The sequence below is a fragment of the Streptomyces sp. NPDC054863 genome (genome assembly GCF_053610825.1).
Window position 1 is genome coordinate 1 of sequence record NZ_JBSGZD010000009.1, and the last position, 17,637, is coordinate 17,637.

General features: G+C 71.1%; 20 protein-coding genes. 13 read left to right on the forward strand and 7 right to left on the reverse strand.

Features of this window, described 5'->3' with window-relative positions; genetic code table 11:
- The 3 genes from ACWGIG_RS03570 to ACWGIG_RS03580 all read left to right on the forward strand — a co-directional run.
- On the forward strand, nt 1-206 hold a 206-nt coding region (locus ACWGIG_RS03570), incomplete at its 5' end, for a hypothetical protein (RefSeq protein ID WP_453319835.1).
- 100 nt (nt 207-306) lie between these two features.
- Nucleotides 307-1,284: a hypothetical protein gene (locus ACWGIG_RS03575; protein ID WP_453319836.1), complete on the forward strand. Its 978-nt coding sequence runs from the start codon at nt 307-309 to the stop codon at nt 1,282-1,284.
- A 30-nt stretch (nt 1,285-1,314) separates the two neighbouring features.
- Nucleotides 1,315-1,581 carry a hypothetical protein gene (locus ACWGIG_RS03580; RefSeq protein ID WP_453319837.1) on the forward strand — a complete coding sequence of 89 codons (267 nt, stop codon included), beginning with the start codon at nt 1,315-1,317 and terminating at the stop codon, nt 1,579-1,581.
- A 170-nt stretch (nt 1,582-1,751) separates the two neighbouring features.
- Here ACWGIG_RS03580 and ACWGIG_RS03585 read toward each other — a convergent pair whose 3' ends face one another.
- Nucleotides 1,752-2,261, reverse strand: coding sequence for a carboxymuconolactone decarboxylase family protein (locus tag ACWGIG_RS03585; RefSeq protein WP_453319838.1), 510 nt, complete (start codon nt 2,259-2,261; stop codon nt 1,752-1,754).
- A gap of 47 nt (nt 2,262-2,308) precedes the next feature.
- Here ACWGIG_RS03585 and pdxR point away from each other — a divergent pair, with 47 nt between their 5' ends.
- Nucleotides 2,309-3,757 (forward strand): MocR-like pyridoxine biosynthesis transcription factor PdxR, encoded by a 1,449-nt coding sequence (pdxR, locus tag ACWGIG_RS03590; RefSeq protein ID WP_453319839.1) that lies wholly within the window; start codon nt 2,309-2,311, stop codon nt 3,755-3,757.
- Nucleotides 3,758-3,931: 174 nt separating this feature from the next.
- Here the strand turns inward: pdxR and ACWGIG_RS03595 are convergent, their stop codons facing one another.
- The gene (locus ACWGIG_RS03595; RefSeq protein WP_453319840.1) at nt 3,932-4,324 is read right to left on the reverse strand and encodes an STAS domain-containing protein; all 393 of its coding nucleotides are present in this window, start codon (nt 4,322-4,324) and stop codon (nt 3,932-3,934) included.
- A gap of 357 nt (nt 4,325-4,681) precedes the next feature.
- On the opposite strand from ACWGIG_RS03595, the gene ACWGIG_RS03600 reads away from it, so the two are divergent.
- Nucleotides 4,682-4,996 carry a hypothetical protein gene (locus ACWGIG_RS03600; RefSeq protein WP_453319841.1) on the forward strand — a complete coding sequence of 105 codons (315 nt, stop codon included), beginning with the start codon at nt 4,682-4,684 and terminating at the stop codon, nt 4,994-4,996.
- A gap of 319 nt (nt 4,997-5,315) precedes the next feature.
- Nucleotides 5,316-6,506 carry a glutathionylspermidine synthase family protein gene (locus tag ACWGIG_RS03605; RefSeq protein ID WP_453319842.1) on the forward strand — a complete coding sequence of 397 codons (1,191 nt, stop codon included), beginning with the start codon at nt 5,316-5,318 and terminating at the stop codon, nt 6,504-6,506.
- Between the two features lie 61 nt (nt 6,507-6,567).
- On the opposite strand, the gene rocD is transcribed toward ACWGIG_RS03605, so the two are convergent.
- Together rocD and ACWGIG_RS03615 are read right to left on the reverse strand one after the other, a co-directional pair.
- On the reverse strand, nt 6,568-7,782 hold the full coding sequence (rocD, locus tag ACWGIG_RS03610) for an ornithine--oxo-acid transaminase (protein WP_453319843.1): 1,215 nt from the start codon (nt 7,780-7,782) through the stop codon (nt 6,568-6,570).
- A 134-nt stretch (nt 7,783-7,916) separates the two neighbouring features.
- Entirely contained in the window at nt 7,917-8,735 is an 819-nt protein-coding gene (locus ACWGIG_RS03615; protein ID WP_453319844.1) for a hypothetical protein, read from the reverse strand.
- 99 nt (nt 8,736-8,834) lie between these two features.
- Between ACWGIG_RS03615 and trpS the strand changes: the two genes are divergently transcribed.
- Together trpS and ACWGIG_RS03625 are read left to right on the forward strand one after the other, a co-directional pair.
- Entirely contained in the window at nt 8,835-9,845 is a 1,011-nt protein-coding gene (gene trpS / locus ACWGIG_RS03620) for a tryptophan--tRNA ligase (protein ID WP_453319845.1), read from the forward strand.
- A gap of 166 nt (nt 9,846-10,011) precedes the next feature.
- Nucleotides 10,012-10,593, forward strand: coding sequence for a 2'-5' RNA ligase family protein (locus tag ACWGIG_RS03625; RefSeq protein WP_453319846.1), 582 nt, complete (start codon nt 10,012-10,014; stop codon nt 10,591-10,593).
- Nucleotides 10,594-10,665: 72 nt separating this feature from the next.
- Here ACWGIG_RS03625 and ACWGIG_RS03630 read toward each other — a convergent pair whose 3' ends face one another.
- Nucleotides 10,666-11,421, reverse strand: coding sequence for a decaprenylphospho-beta-D-erythro-pentofuranosid-2-ulose 2-reductase (locus ACWGIG_RS03630; protein ID WP_453319847.1), 756 nt, complete (start codon nt 11,419-11,421; stop codon nt 10,666-10,668).
- A 29-nt stretch (nt 11,422-11,450) separates the two neighbouring features.
- Entirely contained in the window at nt 11,451-12,845 is a 1,395-nt protein-coding gene (locus ACWGIG_RS03635; RefSeq protein ID WP_453319848.1) for an FAD-binding protein, read from the reverse strand.
- A gap of 186 nt (nt 12,846-13,031) precedes the next feature.
- Between ACWGIG_RS03635 and ACWGIG_RS03640 the strand changes: the two genes are divergently transcribed.
- The 4 genes from ACWGIG_RS03640 (at nt 13,032) to ACWGIG_RS03655 (ending at nt 15,997) form a co-directional block, all read left to right on the forward strand.
- Nucleotides 13,032-13,553 carry a phosphatase PAP2 family protein gene (locus tag ACWGIG_RS03640; RefSeq protein WP_453319849.1) on the forward strand — a complete coding sequence of 174 codons (522 nt, stop codon included), beginning with the start codon at nt 13,032-13,034 and terminating at the stop codon, nt 13,551-13,553.
- 103 nt (nt 13,554-13,656) lie between these two features.
- The gene (locus ACWGIG_RS03645; RefSeq protein WP_453319893.1) at nt 13,657-14,613 is read left to right on the forward strand and encodes a decaprenyl-phosphate phosphoribosyltransferase; all 957 of its coding nucleotides are present in this window, start codon (nt 13,657-13,659) and stop codon (nt 14,611-14,613) included.
- On the forward strand, nt 14,610-15,077 hold the full coding sequence (locus ACWGIG_RS03650; RefSeq protein ID WP_453319850.1) for a GtrA family protein: 468 nt from the start codon (nt 14,610-14,612) through the stop codon (nt 15,075-15,077). Before ACWGIG_RS03645 ends, ACWGIG_RS03650 begins: the two co-directional genes overlap by 4 nt.
- Complete coding sequence (locus ACWGIG_RS03655) at nt 15,065-15,997, forward strand: YihY/virulence factor BrkB family protein (protein WP_453319851.1); 933 nt, start codon at nt 15,065-15,067, stop codon at nt 15,995-15,997. Before ACWGIG_RS03650 ends, ACWGIG_RS03655 begins: the two co-directional genes overlap by 13 nt.
- On the opposite strand, the gene ACWGIG_RS03660 is transcribed toward ACWGIG_RS03655, so the two are convergent.
- Entirely contained in the window at nt 15,945-17,210 is a 1,266-nt protein-coding gene (locus tag ACWGIG_RS03660; RefSeq protein WP_453319852.1) for a D-alanyl-D-alanine carboxypeptidase family protein, read from the reverse strand. The two genes, ACWGIG_RS03655 and ACWGIG_RS03660, sit on opposite strands and share 53 nt — an antisense overlap.
- A 172-nt stretch (nt 17,211-17,382) precedes the next feature.
- Between ACWGIG_RS03660 and ACWGIG_RS03665 the strand changes: the two genes are divergently transcribed.
- Complete coding sequence (locus ACWGIG_RS03665; protein WP_453319853.1) at nt 17,383-17,628, forward strand: SCO4848 family membrane protein; 246 nt, start codon at nt 17,383-17,385, stop codon at nt 17,626-17,628.
- Nucleotides 17,629-17,637 lie beyond the last annotated feature (9 nt).

Here is a 17,637-nt window from a genome sequence, read left to right on the forward strand (position 1 = left end):
GTCACGCCCGGCGCGGCTGCGTTGTCGGCCCACCGTGCATGGCTCGAAGTGGCGCCATGTCAGATGAAGCCCAGCTCTTCATTCTTAGGCCAGAAAGCATTCAACACCTTGTGTTCAGTGGGTACTTCCTGCCCACCGAGAACTATTTGAAGGAAAATCAAGATCAACTTGTGACTCCGGTCATAGCGTCATTGGTCTGGACCTGATGGGGTGAAGCTCGACCACAGGGCACGCGGAGCCGCCACCCTCTACAAGGGCGGCCTTCTTCGCTGTGCCCGAAAAACACTCTCAAAAGGGGTACGGGGCGTGCAGACCAGCACCACCATTCGCCGCAAGTCCAACAGGCTCACTGTTGCGGCCATGTCCGTCACCACGGGCCTGGCGCTCTTCGCCACCGCGGTGCCCGCCAGCGCCGACACCGGTGCCACCCGGCCGGGCGATGCGGGCCAGGCGGTTGCCGTCGTCGAGAAGGCGACGGGCACGGCGGACATCGCTTCCTCGACGGCCGCTCCGGGCACACCGGCCAAGGCCGTCACCGCCAACGAGGGCGGCGCCGTCACGATCACCGCACCGGACAGGGCGACCGGCTCCGTCAACGCCGTCGCCGCGGACGGCACTTCGTTCGGCCTTTCGCTGCCGGGCGTCAAGGACGTGGAAGGCGTCAAGGCGGGTGCGGGCACCATCGTCTACCGCGACGCCGCGGCAGCCACCGACATCGCCGTACAGCCGACCACGGACGGCGGCGCTCGTGCCCTCGTCACCCTCAAGGACGGCAAGGCCCCCGAGACCCACCGGTTCCGGCTCAACCTTCCGCAGGGCGCGGGTCTCACCGAGGACGGGCGAGGCGGTTTCGAAGTACACCGCAAGAGCGGCGACGGCGTTCACGTCCCGGTGGGAACGGTCGACGCGCCCTGGGCCAAGGACGCCAACGGCAAGCCCGTGCCCACCCGTTACAAGCTCGACGGCAATGACATCGTCCAGACCGTCGAGACCAATGACAAGACGGCTTTCCCCGTGGTCGCCGACCCCAAGCTCACGTGGGGCATCGTGACGGGTACCGCGTACTTCAGCAAGAGCGAGACCAGGAAGATCGCCGACAACGGGGCTCTGTCGGGAGTCGTTTCCGGGTTCCTCCCGCCGGGCTTGAACATCTATTGGGGCGCGCACGCCGCAGTCATCACCACGACGGCGATCAAGGCGAAGAATGCGAAGAAGTGCATCCAGATCAAGTTCGCCGCGGGGATCTTCATCCCGAACCAGTACTCCGGCGGGTACTGCAAGTAGCAACACCCGTACGACGAGTGGAGAGCGGTCTTGAGCAGTACGTGGCTCATCTACAGCGGAGCCCTCATGATGCTCCTGTCTGCGGGGATCATGGTCGCCACCGGCAGGCCGGCGACACCGGTCCGGCGTGACACCGTGGCGATCGCCACCGGCGTCGCCGTCGGCGTGCTCATGTGCGTCATCGCCCTGATGCTGCACACGCCGGCACGGATCGCCGTGTCCGGGTCGTGCTTCTGGATGGCCGCGGCCATCACCGGAACGCACGCCGTGCGCGGCCGGTTCGACTCGCGAGGCTGATCGCGAGACCGGCACCGCGGCGGCGGCCCGCATCCTCCTGCGGACCCTGTGCGGTCCCCGGGAGCTGCGGGCCGCCGTGCGTCACTGCCGCACCGTGCGACGAGGCTGCGGGGCGGCTCGAAGCACCTGGCCTCCCGGAGCGTCCGCAGCCCGGCCCGCGCCGCCGCAGGTCAGTGCTTGACCGACCCCGCCGCGTAGTGCCCCGGCACCATCCGCGTCGACACCGCGAACCGGTTCCACACGTTGATCGTGTTGATCGCCGCGATCAGATGCGCCAGCTCCACCTCGTCGAAGTGCTTCGCCGCCTTCTCGTACGCCTCGTCCGGGACGAACCCGTCCGTCAGAACCGTGATCGCCTCGGTCAGCTCGATCGCCGCGACCTCCTTCGCCGTGTAGAAGTGCTGCGACTCCTCCCACGCCGAGAGCTGGACGATCCGCTCCACGCTCTCGCCCGCCGCGAGCGCGTCCTTGGTGTGCATGTCCAGGCAGAACGCGCAGTGGTTGATCTGCGAGGCGCGGATCTTCACCAGTTCCGCCACCACCGGGTCGAGGTGCTTCCTGGTGGCCTTCTCCAGCTGGAGCATGGCCTTGAAGACGTCGGGGGCGTGCTCGGACCAGTTCATCCGGGGGGTGTGCTCGGGGACGTACGGGGTGTCGGGGGTGTTCTCGTTCGTCGTCATGCCTCTTACGCTACGCACCCGGCGGCCCACGGGTATGGTCCATTCCCGTGACAGATTCATGGGCCATTTTTCAGGCGGAGCTCCGGCCGGAGTCCCGCGTGGGCACCGGCAGCGACCTGCATCTCGACCTTGCCGGGCCCGGCCTGCGCACCGGACTCCGGGACGCACTCCGCGAGGCCGCCCGCACCGGACGCCTCGCCCCCGGCACCCGCCTGCCCTCCTCCCGTACGCTCGCCGCCGACCTCGGCATCGCCCGCAACACGGTCGCCGACGCCTACGCCGAGCTGGTGGCGGAAGGGTGGCTCACCGCCCGCCAGGGCTCCGGCACCCGCGTCGCCGAGCGGGCCGCGACCGCCGCTCCCCGTAAGCCGCGCGCGCCCGCCGCACCGCGCGACCGGGTCCGTACCGCCCCGACCCACAGCCTCCTGCCCGGCGCCCCCGACCTCTCGACCTTCCCCCGCGCCGAGTGGCTCAAGGCGCACCGCAAGGCGCTCGCCGCCGCCCCGAACGACGCCTTCGGGTACGGGGATCCGCGCGGCAGGACCGAACTGCGCACCGCCCTCGCCGAGTACCTCGCGCGGGCCCGCGGCGTGCACGCCGACCCCGAACGCATCGTGATCCGCTCCGGCTACGTCAACGCGCTGACCTTCCTCGCCGGAGTGCTCCGCCACCGCACCCCGGCCGCGAAGGCGGTGGCCGTCGAGGCGTACGGACTGGACCACCACCGGGAGTGCTTCCGCGCCGCCGGGCTGCGCATCCCCCCGCTCGGACTCGACGAACTCGGTGCGAAGACAGGGGAGTTGGAGGAAATGACGGGCGTGGGGGCGGTGCTGCTGACCGCCGCGCACCAGTTCCCGACCGGCGCCGCACTGCACCCGGACCGGCGGGCGGCGGCCGTCGACTGGGCGCGGCGGACCCGCGCTCTGATCCTGGAGGACGACTACGACGGCGAGTTCCGTTACGACCGCCAGCCGGTCGGCGCCCTCCAGGGCCTCGACCCGGACCGGGTCGTCTACCTCGGCACCACCAGCAAGGCCCTCGCCCCCGGCCTGCGGCTGTCCTGGATGGTGCTCCCGGAGGAGCTGACCGGCCTGCTCTCGCCGCACGACAACACCTCCAGCGCGCTGGAGCAGCTCACCCTCGCCGAGTTCATGGCCTCCGGGGCGTACGACCGTCATGTGCGCGCGATGCGGCTGCGCTACCGGCGGCGGCGCGACGACCTGGTCGCCGCCCTCGCGGCACGTGCGCCGGGCGTACGGATCAGTGGCATCGCGGCCGGTCTGAACGCCATCCTCGAACTGCCGACGGGCAGCGAACAGGCCGTGGTGCGCGCGGCGCACTGGCAGGGGCTCGCGGTGGAGGGGCTGTCCCGGTACCGGCACCCGGACGCGCCGGGGGAGCGGCGGGACGGGCTGATGGTCGGGTACGCGACGCCGACCGACAGCGCGTGGGCGGGCGCACTGGAAGCGCTGATCAGGGCGCTGCCGCAAGGCTGAACAGGGCGCTGCCGCGAAGGGCTGATCAGGTCCCTGCCGCAGTGGGGGCGTACGGGGCGGAGCGGGCGTCGGGACGCGGGTCGGCCCCCGGTTCCGTACGGCGTTGTACGGGACCGGGGGCCGGCGGACGTGGGGGGGGGAGGGGGGGAGGAGCGGTGTGTCAGTTCCGGGGGCTCACCTCGGGGCCTCCTCGGTCAGCAGGGATGCGTTCCGGCCCACGGCGAGCAGGCGTTTCACGGCGGCGGACGCCGCGGCCAGGATCAGCCGCCGGCCGCCCCGCCGCCAGGCGAGCAGTGCGTTGAGGAAGCCGGAGTCGCAGAAGGTGACCCGGGACGCGTCGACCACGAGGCGGGTGTGCCCGAAGGCGGCGGCCGAAGCGAGCAGTGCGCTCAGCGGGGCAGCCGTGAAGTGGTCGATCTCGCCCTGGACGGCGACTCTGAGGGTCGTGCCCTCGGTGCGGCAGGCGGCGACGACGGGCAGCGGTGGCCGCTTGGCTGCGGCACGGCCGGAACGGATCGAGGTGATCGAGATCGGCAGTATGTGGGAGGGGCTTGCGGTGGTGTTCACGCCGTCTGCAACGAGCCCCGGCGCCCTCGGGTACTGCCGGGGTACAGGGATCACCCGGCCGCGCGAACCGTCACCGGCCCGCGGGGAAAGCAGAAGCCCCGGCCGGACGGGGGAGACCGACCGGGGCAGTTTGGGGAGGCGGGGTGAAAATCCCGCGCATAGATGAAGGATAAACCATCAAAGGGGGTGGTTTCTCCCACCGGGCAAATCACCTCACTTAACGCTGGTTGACGCTCCGAAGTTCCTCAGGGCCCGGCAGCCCTCTAGTCTGTCGACCGTCCAGAGTCGGTAGAGCAGTCGGCATCGCAATCGGTGCAGCAACACGATCGGTGCAGCAACACGGGGGAGTGGCCGGGCATGGCAGCGCGACGGCGCAAACTGAGGTCCAGCACGGTGGTGCTCGGCGGCATGGGAATGCTCGCCCTGACCCTCACCTCCTGCGGCGACGAACCGGACAAGCGATGCGTGGACCCGGTCACCCAGGAAGAGCTTCCGAGCTACGAGTGCGAGGACGATGACGACGGGGGCGGCAGCAGCGGAAGCAGCGCCGGCCACAGCGGCGTCTACTACTACGGCGGCAGCGTCAGCAACCGGCGCGTCTCCGGCGGCAGCTTCGACAAGCAGGCGGTGGACCGGGGCGGGTTCGGCTGCTCGGGGTCCGGCGGGGGGTAGCGGGCGCTCGCGCGGGTGGGGTGGGTGCGCTCACTGCCGGGGCAAGCCCCGGACCCCTGCACGGACTGCGCCCGCGCGTCCTCAAGCCCCGGACCCCTGCACGGGCCGCGCCCGCGCGTCCTCCATCGCCGGACGGGCTGAACAGGTCTCCGGGTACGAGCGGGTGCGTCGTGGCCGGCCGCCAGGCTGGTGGTCATGGTGCGGGCACGTCGTGGCTGGTCGCGCAGTTCCCCGTGCCCCTGAATGCCTGCCCCCTCACCCCCTGGCCTCCTTGTGCTCGCCGCCCCGGCCCCGTACCGACCCCCCGAAGGCCACCGCCATGAAGCGTCACACCATCACCCCCCGACCCGACTGGCAGCGGATCGTCGAGGAGCAGGGGGTCATCTACCCCCTGACCCGCTACCCCGACGACACCCTGCGCCCGTACTGGGACGAGAGCGCCTACTACTCCTTCACGCTGCCCGAGGTCGAGGCGCTCGAAGAGGTCGTCGAGGAACTGCACGTGATGTGCCTGGCCGCCGCCGAGCACATCGTGGCCGAGGACCGTTTCGCGGACCTCGGGATCACCGACCCCAGGCTGGCGAAGCTGATCGCCGAGTCCTGGCGCCGCCGCGCCGAACTCCCCTCCCTCTACGGCCGGTTCGACCTGCGCTACGACTCCACGGGGCCGGCCAAGATGCTGGAGTACAACGCCGACACCCCCACCTCCCTCGTGGAGGCGGCCAGCCCGCAGTGGTTCTGGATGGAGGAGCTCTTCCCCGGCGCCGACCAGTGGAACTCCCTGCACGAGCGCCTCGTCGACGCCTGGAAGAAGCAGGCCAGGCTGCTGCCGCCGGGCCCGCTGCACTTCGCCCACTCCGAGGGCGACGAGCTCGGCGAGGACCTCATGACGGTCGCCTACCTGCGTGAGACCGCCGAACAGGCCGGTATCCGCACCGAGGCGATCTCCGTCGAGCAGATCGGCTGGGACCGGCTCTCCCGCCGCTTCGTCGACGAGAAGCTCCGCTTCATCCGCAGCTGCTTCAAGCTCTACCCGTGGGAATGGCTGGCCACCGACCGCTTCGGCCCGCACGTGCTGTCCACCCTCGACAACGGCGGCGGCACCGGCACCACCTGCTGGATCGAACCCGCCTGGAAGATGCTCCTCTCCAACAAGGCCCTCCTGGCCGTCCTCTGGGAGCTCTACCCCGGCCACCCCAACCTGCTCGCCTCCTACCTCGACGGCCCCCGCGAACTGGCCGCCCCGGACGGCCCCGGCTACGTCGCCAAGCCCCTCCTCGGCCGTGAGGGCGCCGGAGTCACCGTCCACGAGCCGGGCTCCGAGCCACCCGCCCCCACCGAAGTCCCGGTCTGCTACCAGGAGTTGGCCCCGCTGCCCGACTTCGACGGCAACCGCACGGTGCTCGGTGCCTGGGTCGTCGAGGACGAAGCGGCGGGGCTCGGCATCCGGGAGTCGTCGGGCCTGGTCACGGACGAGTACGCCCGCTTCCTGCCCCACGTCATCCTCTAGCCGTCGGTCACCGGGCCGTCAGTCACCCGGCGGTCCCACCCGGCGGCCGGTCACTCGGCCGTCAGTCGCTCAGCACCTCGCGCAACTGGTCAAGACCCCAGTCCAGGTCCTCCTTGCTGATCACCAGCGGTGGGGCGATCCGGATGGTCGACCCGTGGGTGTCCTTCACCAGCACCCCCCTCTCCATCAGCTGCTCGGAAATCTGCCGCCCGGTGCCGCGCGACGGGTCGATGTCGACCCCGGCCCACAGCCCGCGCCCGCGCACCGCCCGCACCGCGCCCTCGCCCACGAGGAGGTTCAGCTCGTGGTGCAGGTGGTCGCCCAGCTCGGTGGCCCGCTGCTGGAACTCGCCGCTGCGCAACATCGCGATCACTTCGAGCGCGACCGCGCAGGCGAGCGGATTCCCGCCGAACGTCGACCCGTGCTCGCCCGGCTTGAACACACCCAGCACCTCCGCCGACGAGACCACCGCCGACACCGGCACCACCCCGCCGCCGAGCGCCTTGCCCAGCACGTACACATCGGGCACCACGCCCTCGTGCTCGCAGGCGAAGGTCCGGCCGGTCCTGCCGAGCCCCGACTGGATCTCGTCCGCGATGAACAGCACGTTCCGCTCGCGGGTCAACTCCCGCACACCGGCGAGATATCCGGCCGGCGGCACCAGCACCCCCGCCTCGCCCTGGATCGGTTCGAGGAGCACCGCCACCGTGTCGTCGGTCAGCGCCTGCTCCAACGCCTCCAGGTCGCCGTACGGAACGATGTCGAAGCCCGGGGTGTACGGGCCGTAGTCCGCGCGCGCCTCCGGGTCCGTGGAGAAGCTGACGATCGTCGTCGTACGCCCGTGGAAGTTGTCGGAGGCGACGACGATCCTGGCCCGCCCGTCCGGCACGCCCTTGACCCGGTACCCCCACTTGCGGGCGGTCTTCACGGCCGTCTCGACGGCCTCCGCCCCGGTGTTCATCGGCAGCACCATCTCCATGCCGCACAGGGCGGCGAGCTCGGAGCAGAACGCGGCGAACCGGTCGTGGTGGAAGGCCCGCGACGTCAGCGTGACTCTTTCCAGCTGTGCCTTGGCCGCCTCGATCAACCGGCGGTTGCCGTGACCGAAGTTGAGCGCCGAATACCCGGCGAGCATGTCGAGGAAGCGGCGCCCCTCGACATCGGTCATCCACGCGCCCTCCGCCTCGGCGACGACGACGGGCAGCGGGTGGTAGTTGTGCGCACTGTGTGCCTCCACAGAGGCGATGGCATCCGTAGTGGCGTCCGTTGTCGACACGGGAACTCCGATCGTCAGGTGTGCGGAACAGGCCGTCCGGTGAAGGGCGTGGGCGGCGCCCCTTTCTATCGTCGGTCACCGCGAGGGCGTGGAAACCTTGCCGCCCACCGCACACTTTCCGCTCGGACCGCCGTTCACACGTCGAGGAGTTGACGCCGCTGCCCCGGCGGGTCCGCCTCGCCGGGACCGGCGCCCCGGGACCCGCGCCACCGCAGGAACAGCACCGCTCCGGCGGCCCCGGCGGCCAGCCCGGGAATCGCCCACCACCAGCCGTCCGCCACACCGGAGGCGGCAGGGGCGGACGCCGTGGGCACGGTCCTTGTCCCCGCGGATCCGGCGGTGGCCCCGGACCCGGCGGGCAGGCCCTCCCCGGCTGACCGCTCGGCACGGGCGGGAGGCCGGTGCCCCGTCGGCAACGGCACCGCACCGACCCCCTTGCCACCGGGTGGCGCCATCAGCCCGAGCTTCTTCAGCAGGGCGGCCAGCGGCCCGGGCCGCTCCGCCTTGTGCCAGGTGCCCTCGTACGACCCCGGGACGCCGGAGCTCGTGTGTATCCACACGGCCCCGCCCCTCTCCTGCGGGTACACCTGCTGGAGCCGCCACGGGCTGCTGTCGTGGATCAGCCAGGTCACGTTGATCTGGTGCGCCTCCATCGCGGTCACCAGCGGCGGCCTGGCCTTCCGGTCCTCCTCGCCCGCCTCCGCAGGGTCCTCCAGCAGTTCGGCGAGGCGTCCGTACTCCCCGTCGGAGACGTGCCGCGAAGCGGTCCTCCCGCTGGCGGGCGCCACCAGGAGCACGCTCGTCGGCCCTCCGGCGGACGCCGTCGGGGCGGACGTCCACGTGAGGCCGAACACGGCCAGCAGCAGGGTCACCCGGTACAGGCGTCGCAGCCGGGCCGCCGAGCGCACTGTGTTCCTCGTCTCACGGCCACCCGCAGTGCTGTGCCCTTCCATGGTCCCCTCCGGCGTTCTCACGTACTTCACACACCGGAAGCGGCGCATCGGTTCCCGACCGATGAGAATCCGGTTTCCGCACCTGAGAGAATGGCTCACATGGCCTCTCGACCCCGTGTGCTCTCCGGTATCCAGCCCACCGCAGGCTCGTTCCACCTCGGCAACTACCTCGGCGCCGTGCGCCAGTGGGTGGCTCTGCAAGAGACGCACGACGCCTTCTACATGGTCGTGGACCTGCACGCCATCACGATTGCGCAGGACCCGGCGGAGCTGCGCGCCAACACCCGGCTCGCCGCCGCCCAGCTCCTCGCCGCGGGGCTCGACCCGGACCGCTGCACGCTCTTCGTGCAGAGCCACGTGCCCGAGCACGCCCAGCTCGGCTGGGTGATGAACTGCCTCACCGGCTTCGGCGAGGCCTCCCGGATGACCCAGTTCAAGGACAAGTCCGCGAAGCAGGGATCCGACCGCACCACCGTCGGCCTCTTCACGTACCCGGTCCTCCAGGTCGCCGACATCCTGCTCTACCAGGCGAACCAGGTCCCCGTCGGCGAGGACCAGCGCCAGCACATCGAGCTGACCCGCGACCTCGCGGAGCGCTTCAACACGCGCCTCGGCGAGACCTTCACCGTCCCGGAGCCGTACATCCTCAAGGAGACGGCGAAGATCTACGACCTCCAGGACCCGAGCATCAAGATGAGCAAGTCGGCGTCGACGCCGAAGGGCCTCGTCAACCTCCTCGACGATCCCAAGGTCACCGCGAAGAAGGTCAAGAGCGCGGTCACCGACACCGACACCGTCATCCGGTTCGACCGGGAGAACAAGCCGGGCGTCTCCAACCTCCTCACCATCTCCGCCACCCTCACCGGCAAGTCGGTCGCCGAGCTGGAGCAGGAGTACGAGGGGAAGATGTACGGCGCGCTGAAGACGGACCTCGCCGAGCAGATGGTCGAGTTCGTGACGCCGTTCAGGACCCGTACGCAGGCGTACCTGGACGACCCGGAGACGCTGGACTCGATCCTCGCCAAGGGCGCCGAGAAGGCCCGCGCGGTCGCCGCCGAGACCCTCGCCCAGGCCTACGACAGGATCGGCTTCCTGCCGGCCAAGCACTGACGGCCGAGCACCGGGCAACCCGGTGCGCAGTGGTGGCGGACGTACGTCCCGCAAGCCCCGGACCTCGGGTTCTGGCACCAAGGGCGGTACGCCCGCCACACTGCACCCGTACACGCCTCTCGGCCGCACCGCCGAGGCGCCCGCACCGACGACGGAGGAGAACGACGTGGGGACCGTAACGCTCGGCGTTTCGATCGCGGTCCCGGAGCCGTACGGCAGCCTGCTCCAGGAGCGGCGCGCGGCCTTCGGGGACCCTGCCGCACACGGCATTCCTACGCACGTCACCCTGCTCCCGCCGACCGAGATCGACGCGGACGCGCTGCCGGCCGTCGAGGCGCACCTCGCGGCGATCGCCGAGTCGGTACGGCCCTTCCCGATGCGGCTGTCGGGGACCGGGACGTTCCGGCCGCTGTCGCCTGTCGTCTTCGTGAAGGTCGTCGAGGGGGCGTCCGCCTGCGGGTGGCTGCAGAAGCGGGTGCGGGACGCGTCGGGGCCGCTGGTGCGGGAGCTGCAGTTCCCGTACCACCCGCACGTCACCGTGGCCCACGGGATCACGGAGGAGGGCATGGACCGGGCGTACGACGAGCTGTCGACGTACGCCGCGGAGTGGTCCTGCGTCTCCTTCGCCCTCTACGAACAGGGCCAGGACGGAATCTGGCGCAAGCTGTGCGACTACGCGTTCGGCGGCACGGAGCGGGGCGAGATCCCCCCGCAAGGTCTGCCCCACGACACCCCCGCCCTCCACTGAGACACCTGAGGGCGGGATGCTCAGGGGCGCGGGGAACTGCGCGACCAGCCACGACGTACCCGCACGAAGGAATCAGACCGGCAGTCGCCTGAACAGGGGCCTCGGCACGTGCCGGAGAGCCGACATCACCGCTCGGAGCGCACCCGGGACCCACACCACCTCCGCCCTCCGGCGAAGGCCCGACTCGATGGCCTCCGCGACCGCATCCGGCGTCGTCGCGAGCGGAGCCTCCTCCATCCCCTCCGTCATCTTTGTCCTGACAAACCCCGGGCGTACGACCATCACGTGCACGCCCGTCCCGTGCAGTGCGTCGCCGAGGCCCTGGGTGAACGCGTCGAGGCCCGCCTTGCTGGAGCCGTAGATGAAGTTCGCCCGGCGGGCCCGCTCGCCCGCGACCGACGACAGGACGACGAGGGAGCCGTGGCCCTGGCCCTGGAGTGCGTTCGCGCAGACCAGGCCCGCCGAGACCGCGCCCGTGTAGTTGGTCTGGGCGACCCGTACGGCGGCCATCGGCTCGGCCTCGTCGTTGGTCTGGTCGCCGAGCAGCCCGAAGGCGATCAGCACCATGTCGATGTCGCCCTCGGTGAAGACCTTGCCGAGCACCTCCTCGTGCGAGGCACTGTCGAGCGCGTCGAAGGCGACCGTACGGACGTCGGCGCCGAGGTCGCGCAGCTGCTCCGCCGCGGCTTCCAGGGCGGGGGACGGGCGGCCGGCCAGCCACACCGTACGGGTGCGGCGGGCGACGAGCCTGCGGGCGGTGGCGAGAGCGATCTCGGACGTGCCGCCGAGGACGAGCAGGGACTGCGGGGTGCCGAAGGCGTCCTTCATGACGTACGTACTCCTCAGAGAGCGGATGGTCAGAGTGCGAGGCGGCGGGACAGGTCCGAGGTGAAGACCCCGTGGGGGTCCAGTTCGGCCCGCAGTGCGCGGAAGCCGGCCAGCTTCGGGTACATCGCGGCGAGCGTCTCGGGGCGTACCCGCGAGTCCTTGGCCAGGTAGAGCCGTCCGTCCGCCGCGGCCACCTCCGCGTCGAGCTCGTCGAGGAAGGCGCCGAGGCGCGGCATGCTCGCCGGGATGTCCAGGGCGAGCGTCCAGCCGGGGACGGGGAACGACAGCCAGCCCGGGTCCGCGTCGCCGAAGCGCTTCAGGACGGCGAGGAAGGACGGGCAGCCGCGCTGCGAGATCCGGCCCACGATCCGCCGCAGCGCCTCCTCCTGTCCGTACGGGACCACGAACTGGTACTGGACGAAGCCGCTGCGCCCGTAGATCCGGTTCCAGTGCGGGACGCCGTCCAGCGGGTGGAAGAACGTGGAGATCTTCTGCAGCTCGCCCACGCGCGCGCGGGGCGCCCGCCGGTACCAGAGCTCGTTGAAGAGCCCCACCGACTTCCGGCCGAGCAGTCCTTCCGGCACGAAGGAGGGCGCGCCCGGCAGCCTGCCGGGGCGGAACGTCAGCGGGTGGCGGCGGGCCCGCGCCGGCAGTACGTCCAGCGGTGCGTGGTCGCCGCGCGTGAGGATGGACCGTCCCATCGAGGCCCCGCGCGCCAGCAGGTCGATCCAGGCGACGGAGTACCGGTAGAGGTGGTCGGTCTCCGTCAGCCGGGACATCAGGTCGTCGAGGTCGGTGGCCCGCTCCGTGTCCACCGACATCAGAGAGGTCTCGACGGGCAGCAGTTGTACGGTCGCGAGGAGGATCACCCCGGTCAGGCCCATCCCGCCCGCCGTCGCGTCGAACAGGTCCGTGCCCGGCAGCACCGTACGCACCTCCCCGTCGGCGCCGAGGAGTTGGAGCGAGCGGACGTGCCGGGAGAAGCCGCCCGAGCCGTGGTGGTTCTTGCCGTGGATGTCGGCGCCGATCGCCCCGCCCACCGTGACGTACCGCGTCCCGGGCGTCACCGGCACGAACCAGCCCAGCGGCAGCAGCACTTCCATCAGCCGGTGCAGGCTCACCCCCGCGTCGCACACCACGACCCCGGCGTCCGCGTCGATGCTGTGGATGCGGTCCAGGCCCGTCATGTCCAGGACCGAACCGCCCGCGTTCTGCGCCGCGTCGCCGTACGCCCGGCCCAGGCCCCGCGCGATGGAGCCGCGCACCCCGCAGCCGCGTACCGCCGCCGCTGCCTCCTCGTACGTACGGGGACGGACCACCAGCGCGGTCGTCGGGGCGGTCCTGCCCCAGCCGGTCACGGAGGCGAAGGCATCGGCGGAGAGCGCGGGGTGCTCGGGCACGTGAGCAGGTGCGGAGTCAGGCATGGGCGCGACGGTACCGCTGAAAGTGCCCGCTTATGTCCAACTAAACAACGTTTCGGCGGAACGGGTGGTTGATTGAGTGTCATCACCAAATGTCATGAATATTGGCGTTTTACCGACAAGAGTCTCCCTGAGGTGCGCCCCGCCGGGCCACGCACGCCGAAGCACGCCGAATCCAAGGGATGACAGATGCGAGAAGTGGACCACCGTCTGCTGTCCGCGATGCGCGACTGCGGAACGGACCCACGGGTGGCCGCCGCCGCCCGCGCCCTCTCCTTCAGCGGTGAGCACGGCGCCCTCTGGCTCGCCGCCGGACTCGTCGGCGCGGCCGTCGACCGCGACCGGCGCGGCGCCTGGCTGAGAGGTGCGGCGCTGATCGGCGCGGCCCAGGCGGCGAGCATGGGCGTCAAGCGCGTGGTGCGCCGCCCGCGCCCCCGACTGCCCGCGCAGCAGCCCCTGGTGAAGACCCTGGGCCGGCACTCCTTCCCCAGCTCGCACGCCACCTCGGCCGCCGCAGCCGCGGTCGCCCTCGGCGCGCTCGGCCCCTTCGGCAGACAGGTCGTCCCGCCGCTGGCCGCCGCGATGTGCGTGTCCCGCCTCGTCGCCGGCGTCCACTACCCGAGCGACGTCGCCGCGGGTGCACTGCTCGGAGGGCTCACCGCGGGGCTCGGGGCCAAGTGGCTGAAGGGACGGGAGGCCTCCCGTGGCTGACCGCACCGTCGCCCCCCTCCTGGAGAAGCAGCAGGACCTCCTGGGCAAGCAGCAGGACCTCCTGGACAAGCGGCAGGACCGGCGCGCCTCCGGCGCCGCGACCCTGCCCCCGCAGCGCCGCGTCCTGCGCCGGCTCGGCCTGCACCGGCTCGGCCTGCCGGGCCTCCTGCTGGGGCTGGTGCGCACCGCACGCCCCCGCCAGTGGATCAAGAACAGCCTCGTGGTGGCCGCCCCGGCAGCCGCGGGACAGCTCTTCTCCACCCGCTCGGTGGTCCAACTGGCCGTCGTCTTCGCCCTGTTCACGGCAGCCGCGTCCGCCGTCTACCTGATCAACGACGCCCTCGACGCAGAGGCCGACCGCGCACACCCCACCAAGTGCCGCCGCCCGGTCGCCGCAGGACAGGTCCCCGTCCCCGTCGCGTACGCCACCGGCGCCGCGCTCGGCATCCTCGCGCCGACCGCCGCCGCCTTCCTCTGCAACCCGATGACCGCGGCCCTCCTCACCGGCTACGTGGTCATGCAGATGGCCTACTGCCTGCGCCTCAAGCACGTACTCGTCCTGGACCTGCTCGTCGTCACCGCGGGCTTCCTGATGCGCGCGATGATCGGCGGAGTGGCGCTCGACATCACGCTCTCCCGCTGGTTCCTGATCACCACCGGCTTCGGCGCGCTGTTCATGGTCTCCGCCAAGCGCTACTCCGAGGCCGTCCAGATGGCCGACAGCCCGCTCAAGGGCCGCACCCGGGCGCTGCTCGGCGAATACACCACCGGCTACCTGCGGTTCGTCTGGCAGCTCGCCGCCGGGGTCTCCGTACTCGGCTACTGCCTGTGGGCCATGGAGCACGGCGGCGCCCCCGGCTCGACGCCGGGCGACGGCGGCCTGCTGCCCTGGCGCGAACTGTCCATGGTCGCCTTCATCGCCGGAATCCTGCGGTACGCGGTCTTCGCCGACCGGGGCACCGCCGGAGCCCCCGAGGACGTCGTCCTGCGCGACCGCGGCCTCGCGCTCATCGGCCTGATCTGGATGGCGATGTACGGCCTCGCCGTCGCCGACCTGTGAGCAGACGCGCCCCCGACTGGTCGGAGACCGGCTCCTTCGCCGCCGTCGGCGGCTGCGCCTACCTCGCCGACCTGGCCCTCTTCGTCTGGCTGCGCGGCCCCCTCGGCTGGGACCCGCTCTCCGCGAAGGCCGTCGCGTTCCTCGCCGGATGCACCGTCGCGTACGCGGGCAACGCCCTGGGCACGTACAAGAACCAGGCCGTGCACGTGTCGCGGCTGCGCCGGTACGGCATCTTCTTCGCCGTCAACGTGGCGGGCGCACTGGTCCAGTTGCTCTGCCTGGTGCTCTCGCACCACGGGCTCGGCCTGACCTCGCCGCAGGCCGACACCGTCTCCGGCTCGGTCGTCGGCATGGCGCTCGCCACCTGCCTGCGTTTTTGGGGTACACGCACTCTGGTATTCAGTGCAAAAGGGTTGGTCGGCACAAAAGGGCAGGCAGGTACAGAGGGAACATGGACTGGCTGAAGAACCTCCCCGTCGTCGGGCCGCTCGTCGTGCGCCTGATGGGAACGCACGCCTGGCGCACGTACGAGACGCTCGACCGGGCCAAGTGGAGCAGGCTCGCCGCGGCGATCACCTTCATCAGCTTCCTGGCGCTCTTCCCGCTGATCACCGTCGCCGCCGCGATCGGCGCGGCCGTGCTCAGCAAGGAGCAGGTCCGCGACCTCAAGAGCCGCATCGCCGAGCAGGTCCCCGGCATCTCCGACCAGCTCGACATCGACGCCCTCATCAACAACGCGGGCACCGTCGGCATCGTCGCGGGCGCACTGCTCCTCTTCACCGGCATCGGCTGGGTCGGATCGATGCGCGAATGCCTGCGCGCCGTATGGCAGTTGGACGACGCCGACGAGGGGAATCCGATCCTCCGCAAGGCCAAGGACGGGCTCGTCCTGCTCGGCCTCGGCGGCGCGGGCCTCGGGTCGCTCCTGGCGTCCGCCATCGGCTCCACGGCCGTCGGCTGGACCGCCCGCGCCCTGGACATCCCCGAGAGCGGCGCGGGCGGCGTCCTGCTGAGGATCGCCGCCCTGCTGGTCGCGGTCGGCGCGGACTTCCTGCTCCTGCTGTACGTCCTGACGCTGCTGCCCGGAGTGCACCCCGAGCGGCACCGCCTCATCACCGCGGCCCTGATCGGCGCGGTCGGCTTCGAGCTCCTCAAGATGCTGCTGGGCGGCTACATGAGCGGCGTCGCCTCGAAGAGCATGTACGGGGCGTTCGGCGTGCCGGTCGCGCTGCTCCTGTGGATCAACTTCACGGCGAAGCTGACGCTGTGCTGCGCCGCCTGGACGGCGGCACCGCACGCGGACGGGACGGGCCCCGGCGCCGACGGCGGCGCTACGGCTGCGGACGGCGGCGCGACAGCGCAGGCACCGGCCACTTCCGGTTGACCAGGAACACCGCACCGGCCAGCACCACGAGCATCCCGCCCGCCACCGCGAGCGCGATGCCGACCCCGCTGGACCCGCCGTCCACGGCGGCCAGCCGGGTCGGCGCCGCACTCTCCTTCGCCCCGTCCTTCGCCTTGCCCTTGCCCTTCGCCGGAGGAGCGCCCTTCCCGGAGCTGGTGTCCACCGAACGCGGCGCGACCAGCTCACCGACCGGCTTCACCCGCCCGGCCGCCTGGAAGCCCCAGTCGAGCAGCCGCGCGGTCTCCTTGTAGACCGCCTGGCTCTCGTCGGACTGCGGGTTCATGACGGTCACCAGCAGGACCTTCTCGCCGCGCTGGGCGACCCCGGTGAAAGTGGATCCGGCATGCGTCGTGTTGCCGTTCTTGACGCCCGCGATGCCCGGGTACGGGGAGACGCCGTCCTCACCCGTCATCAGCCGGTTGGTGGTCTGGATCTCGAAGCTGTCGCGCTTGCCGTCCGGCAGCTTCCCGCCGGGGAACTTGGCGCGCGCGGTCGCCGCGTACTCCCGGAAGTCCTTCTTCTGCATCCCGGACCGGGCGATCAGCGTGAGGTCGTACGCGCTGGAGACCTGGCCGGGGGAGTCGTAACCGTCGGGCGAGACGACCTGCGTGTCCACGGCCTGGAGCTCGCGGGCGTGCGCGTTCATGTCGGCGACGGTCTTGCGCAGGCCGCCGTTCATCGCCGTCAACACGTGTACGGCGTCGTTGCCCGACTTGAGGAACACTCCGCGCCACAGGTCGTGGACCTTGTAGTCGAGGTCCTCCTTCACCCCGACCAGACTGCTGCCGTCACCCATGCCCTCCAGGTCGGCCGGCTTGACCTTGTAGACCTGGTCCTTGGGCAGCCGCGGCAGCACCGTGTCCGCGAACAGCATCTTGAGGGTGGACGCGGGGGCCAGCCGCCAGTGCGCGTTGTGCGAGGCCAGCACCTCGCCGCTCTCCGCGTCCGCGACGATCCACGACCGCCCGGACAACCCCTTGGGCAGCACGGGAGCGCCGGGAAGCAGATCCACCTGCGTCCCCGCCTTCCCCAGCTTCTCGCCGCCGACCGACGACATCGAGGCCGGCGGCTTCGGTTTGTCGTCCGACTTCGGATCCGGACCGGCGGCATGCGCTGCCGGTACGAAGAGGATCGGGGGCACCAGCAGGGCGGCGGAGGCGACCGCGACGGCGGTCCTTTTCACGGCAGACACGGACGTGAACGTACAGGGCCCACCTGTGGTTCCGGTCATACCGGGGGTGACCCGCCGCAACAGCCGCCGGACCAGCCCAAGGGTGCGGTCCCCCGTGTGCCCGGTCGCCGTGTGCCCGGCCTCCTTCGCACCCCGCCGACCTGCCAGGCCGGCCGACGGCGATACTGGGCCCATGAAGCTCAACCGCTCCGCGTCCTGGTTCCTGCTCGCCTTCGGGGTGTGGAGTTGGTTCATCTGGGTCACTTTCGTCAAAAACTTGATCAAGGACGGGAGCGGTCTCGCCTTCGACGACGCGGGCGACCCGACCGCCTACTTCTGGGTGCACCTGCTGCTCGCCGTGACGTCCTTCCTTCTGGGGACGGCTGTCGGCGTGATCGGGTTCCGTTCGGTGCGGGCGCTGCGACGCGAGAAGGCGTAGGCGACGACT

Coding starts and splice junctions, on each gene's coding strand:
- ACWGIG_RS03665 (WP_453319853.1), top strand. CDS start 17,383: ATGAAGCTCAACCGCTCCGCGTCCTGGTTCCTGCTCGCCTTCGGGGTG.
- ACWGIG_RS03630 (WP_453319847.1), bottom strand. CDS start 11,421: ATGAAGGACGCCTTCGGCACCCCGCAGTCCCTGCTCGTCCTCGGCGGC.
- ACWGIG_RS03615 (WP_453319844.1), bottom strand. CDS start 8,735: ATGGAAGGGCACAGCACTGCGGGTGGCCGTGAGACGAGGAACACAGTG.
- ACWGIG_RS03600 (WP_453319841.1), top strand. CDS start 4,682: ATGGCAGCGCGACGGCGCAAACTGAGGTCCAGCACGGTGGTGCTCGGC.
- ACWGIG_RS03640 (WP_453319849.1), top strand. CDS start 13,032: ATGCGAGAAGTGGACCACCGTCTGCTGTCCGCGATGCGCGACTGCGGA.
- ACWGIG_RS03605 (WP_453319842.1), top strand. CDS start 5,316: ATGAAGCGTCACACCATCACCCCCCGACCCGACTGGCAGCGGATCGTC.
- ACWGIG_RS03585 (WP_453319838.1), bottom strand. CDS start 2,261: ATGACGACGAACGAGAACACCCCCGACACCCCGTACGTCCCCGAGCAC.
- ACWGIG_RS03635 (WP_453319848.1), bottom strand. CDS start 12,845: ATGCCTGACTCCGCACCTGCTCACGTGCCCGAGCACCCCGCGCTCTCC.
- trpS (WP_453319845.1), top strand. CDS start 8,835: ATGGCCTCTCGACCCCGTGTGCTCTCCGGTATCCAGCCCACCGCAGGC.
- ACWGIG_RS03655 (WP_453319851.1), top strand. CDS start 15,065: ATGGACTGGCTGAAGAACCTCCCCGTCGTCGGGCCGCTCGTCGTGCGC.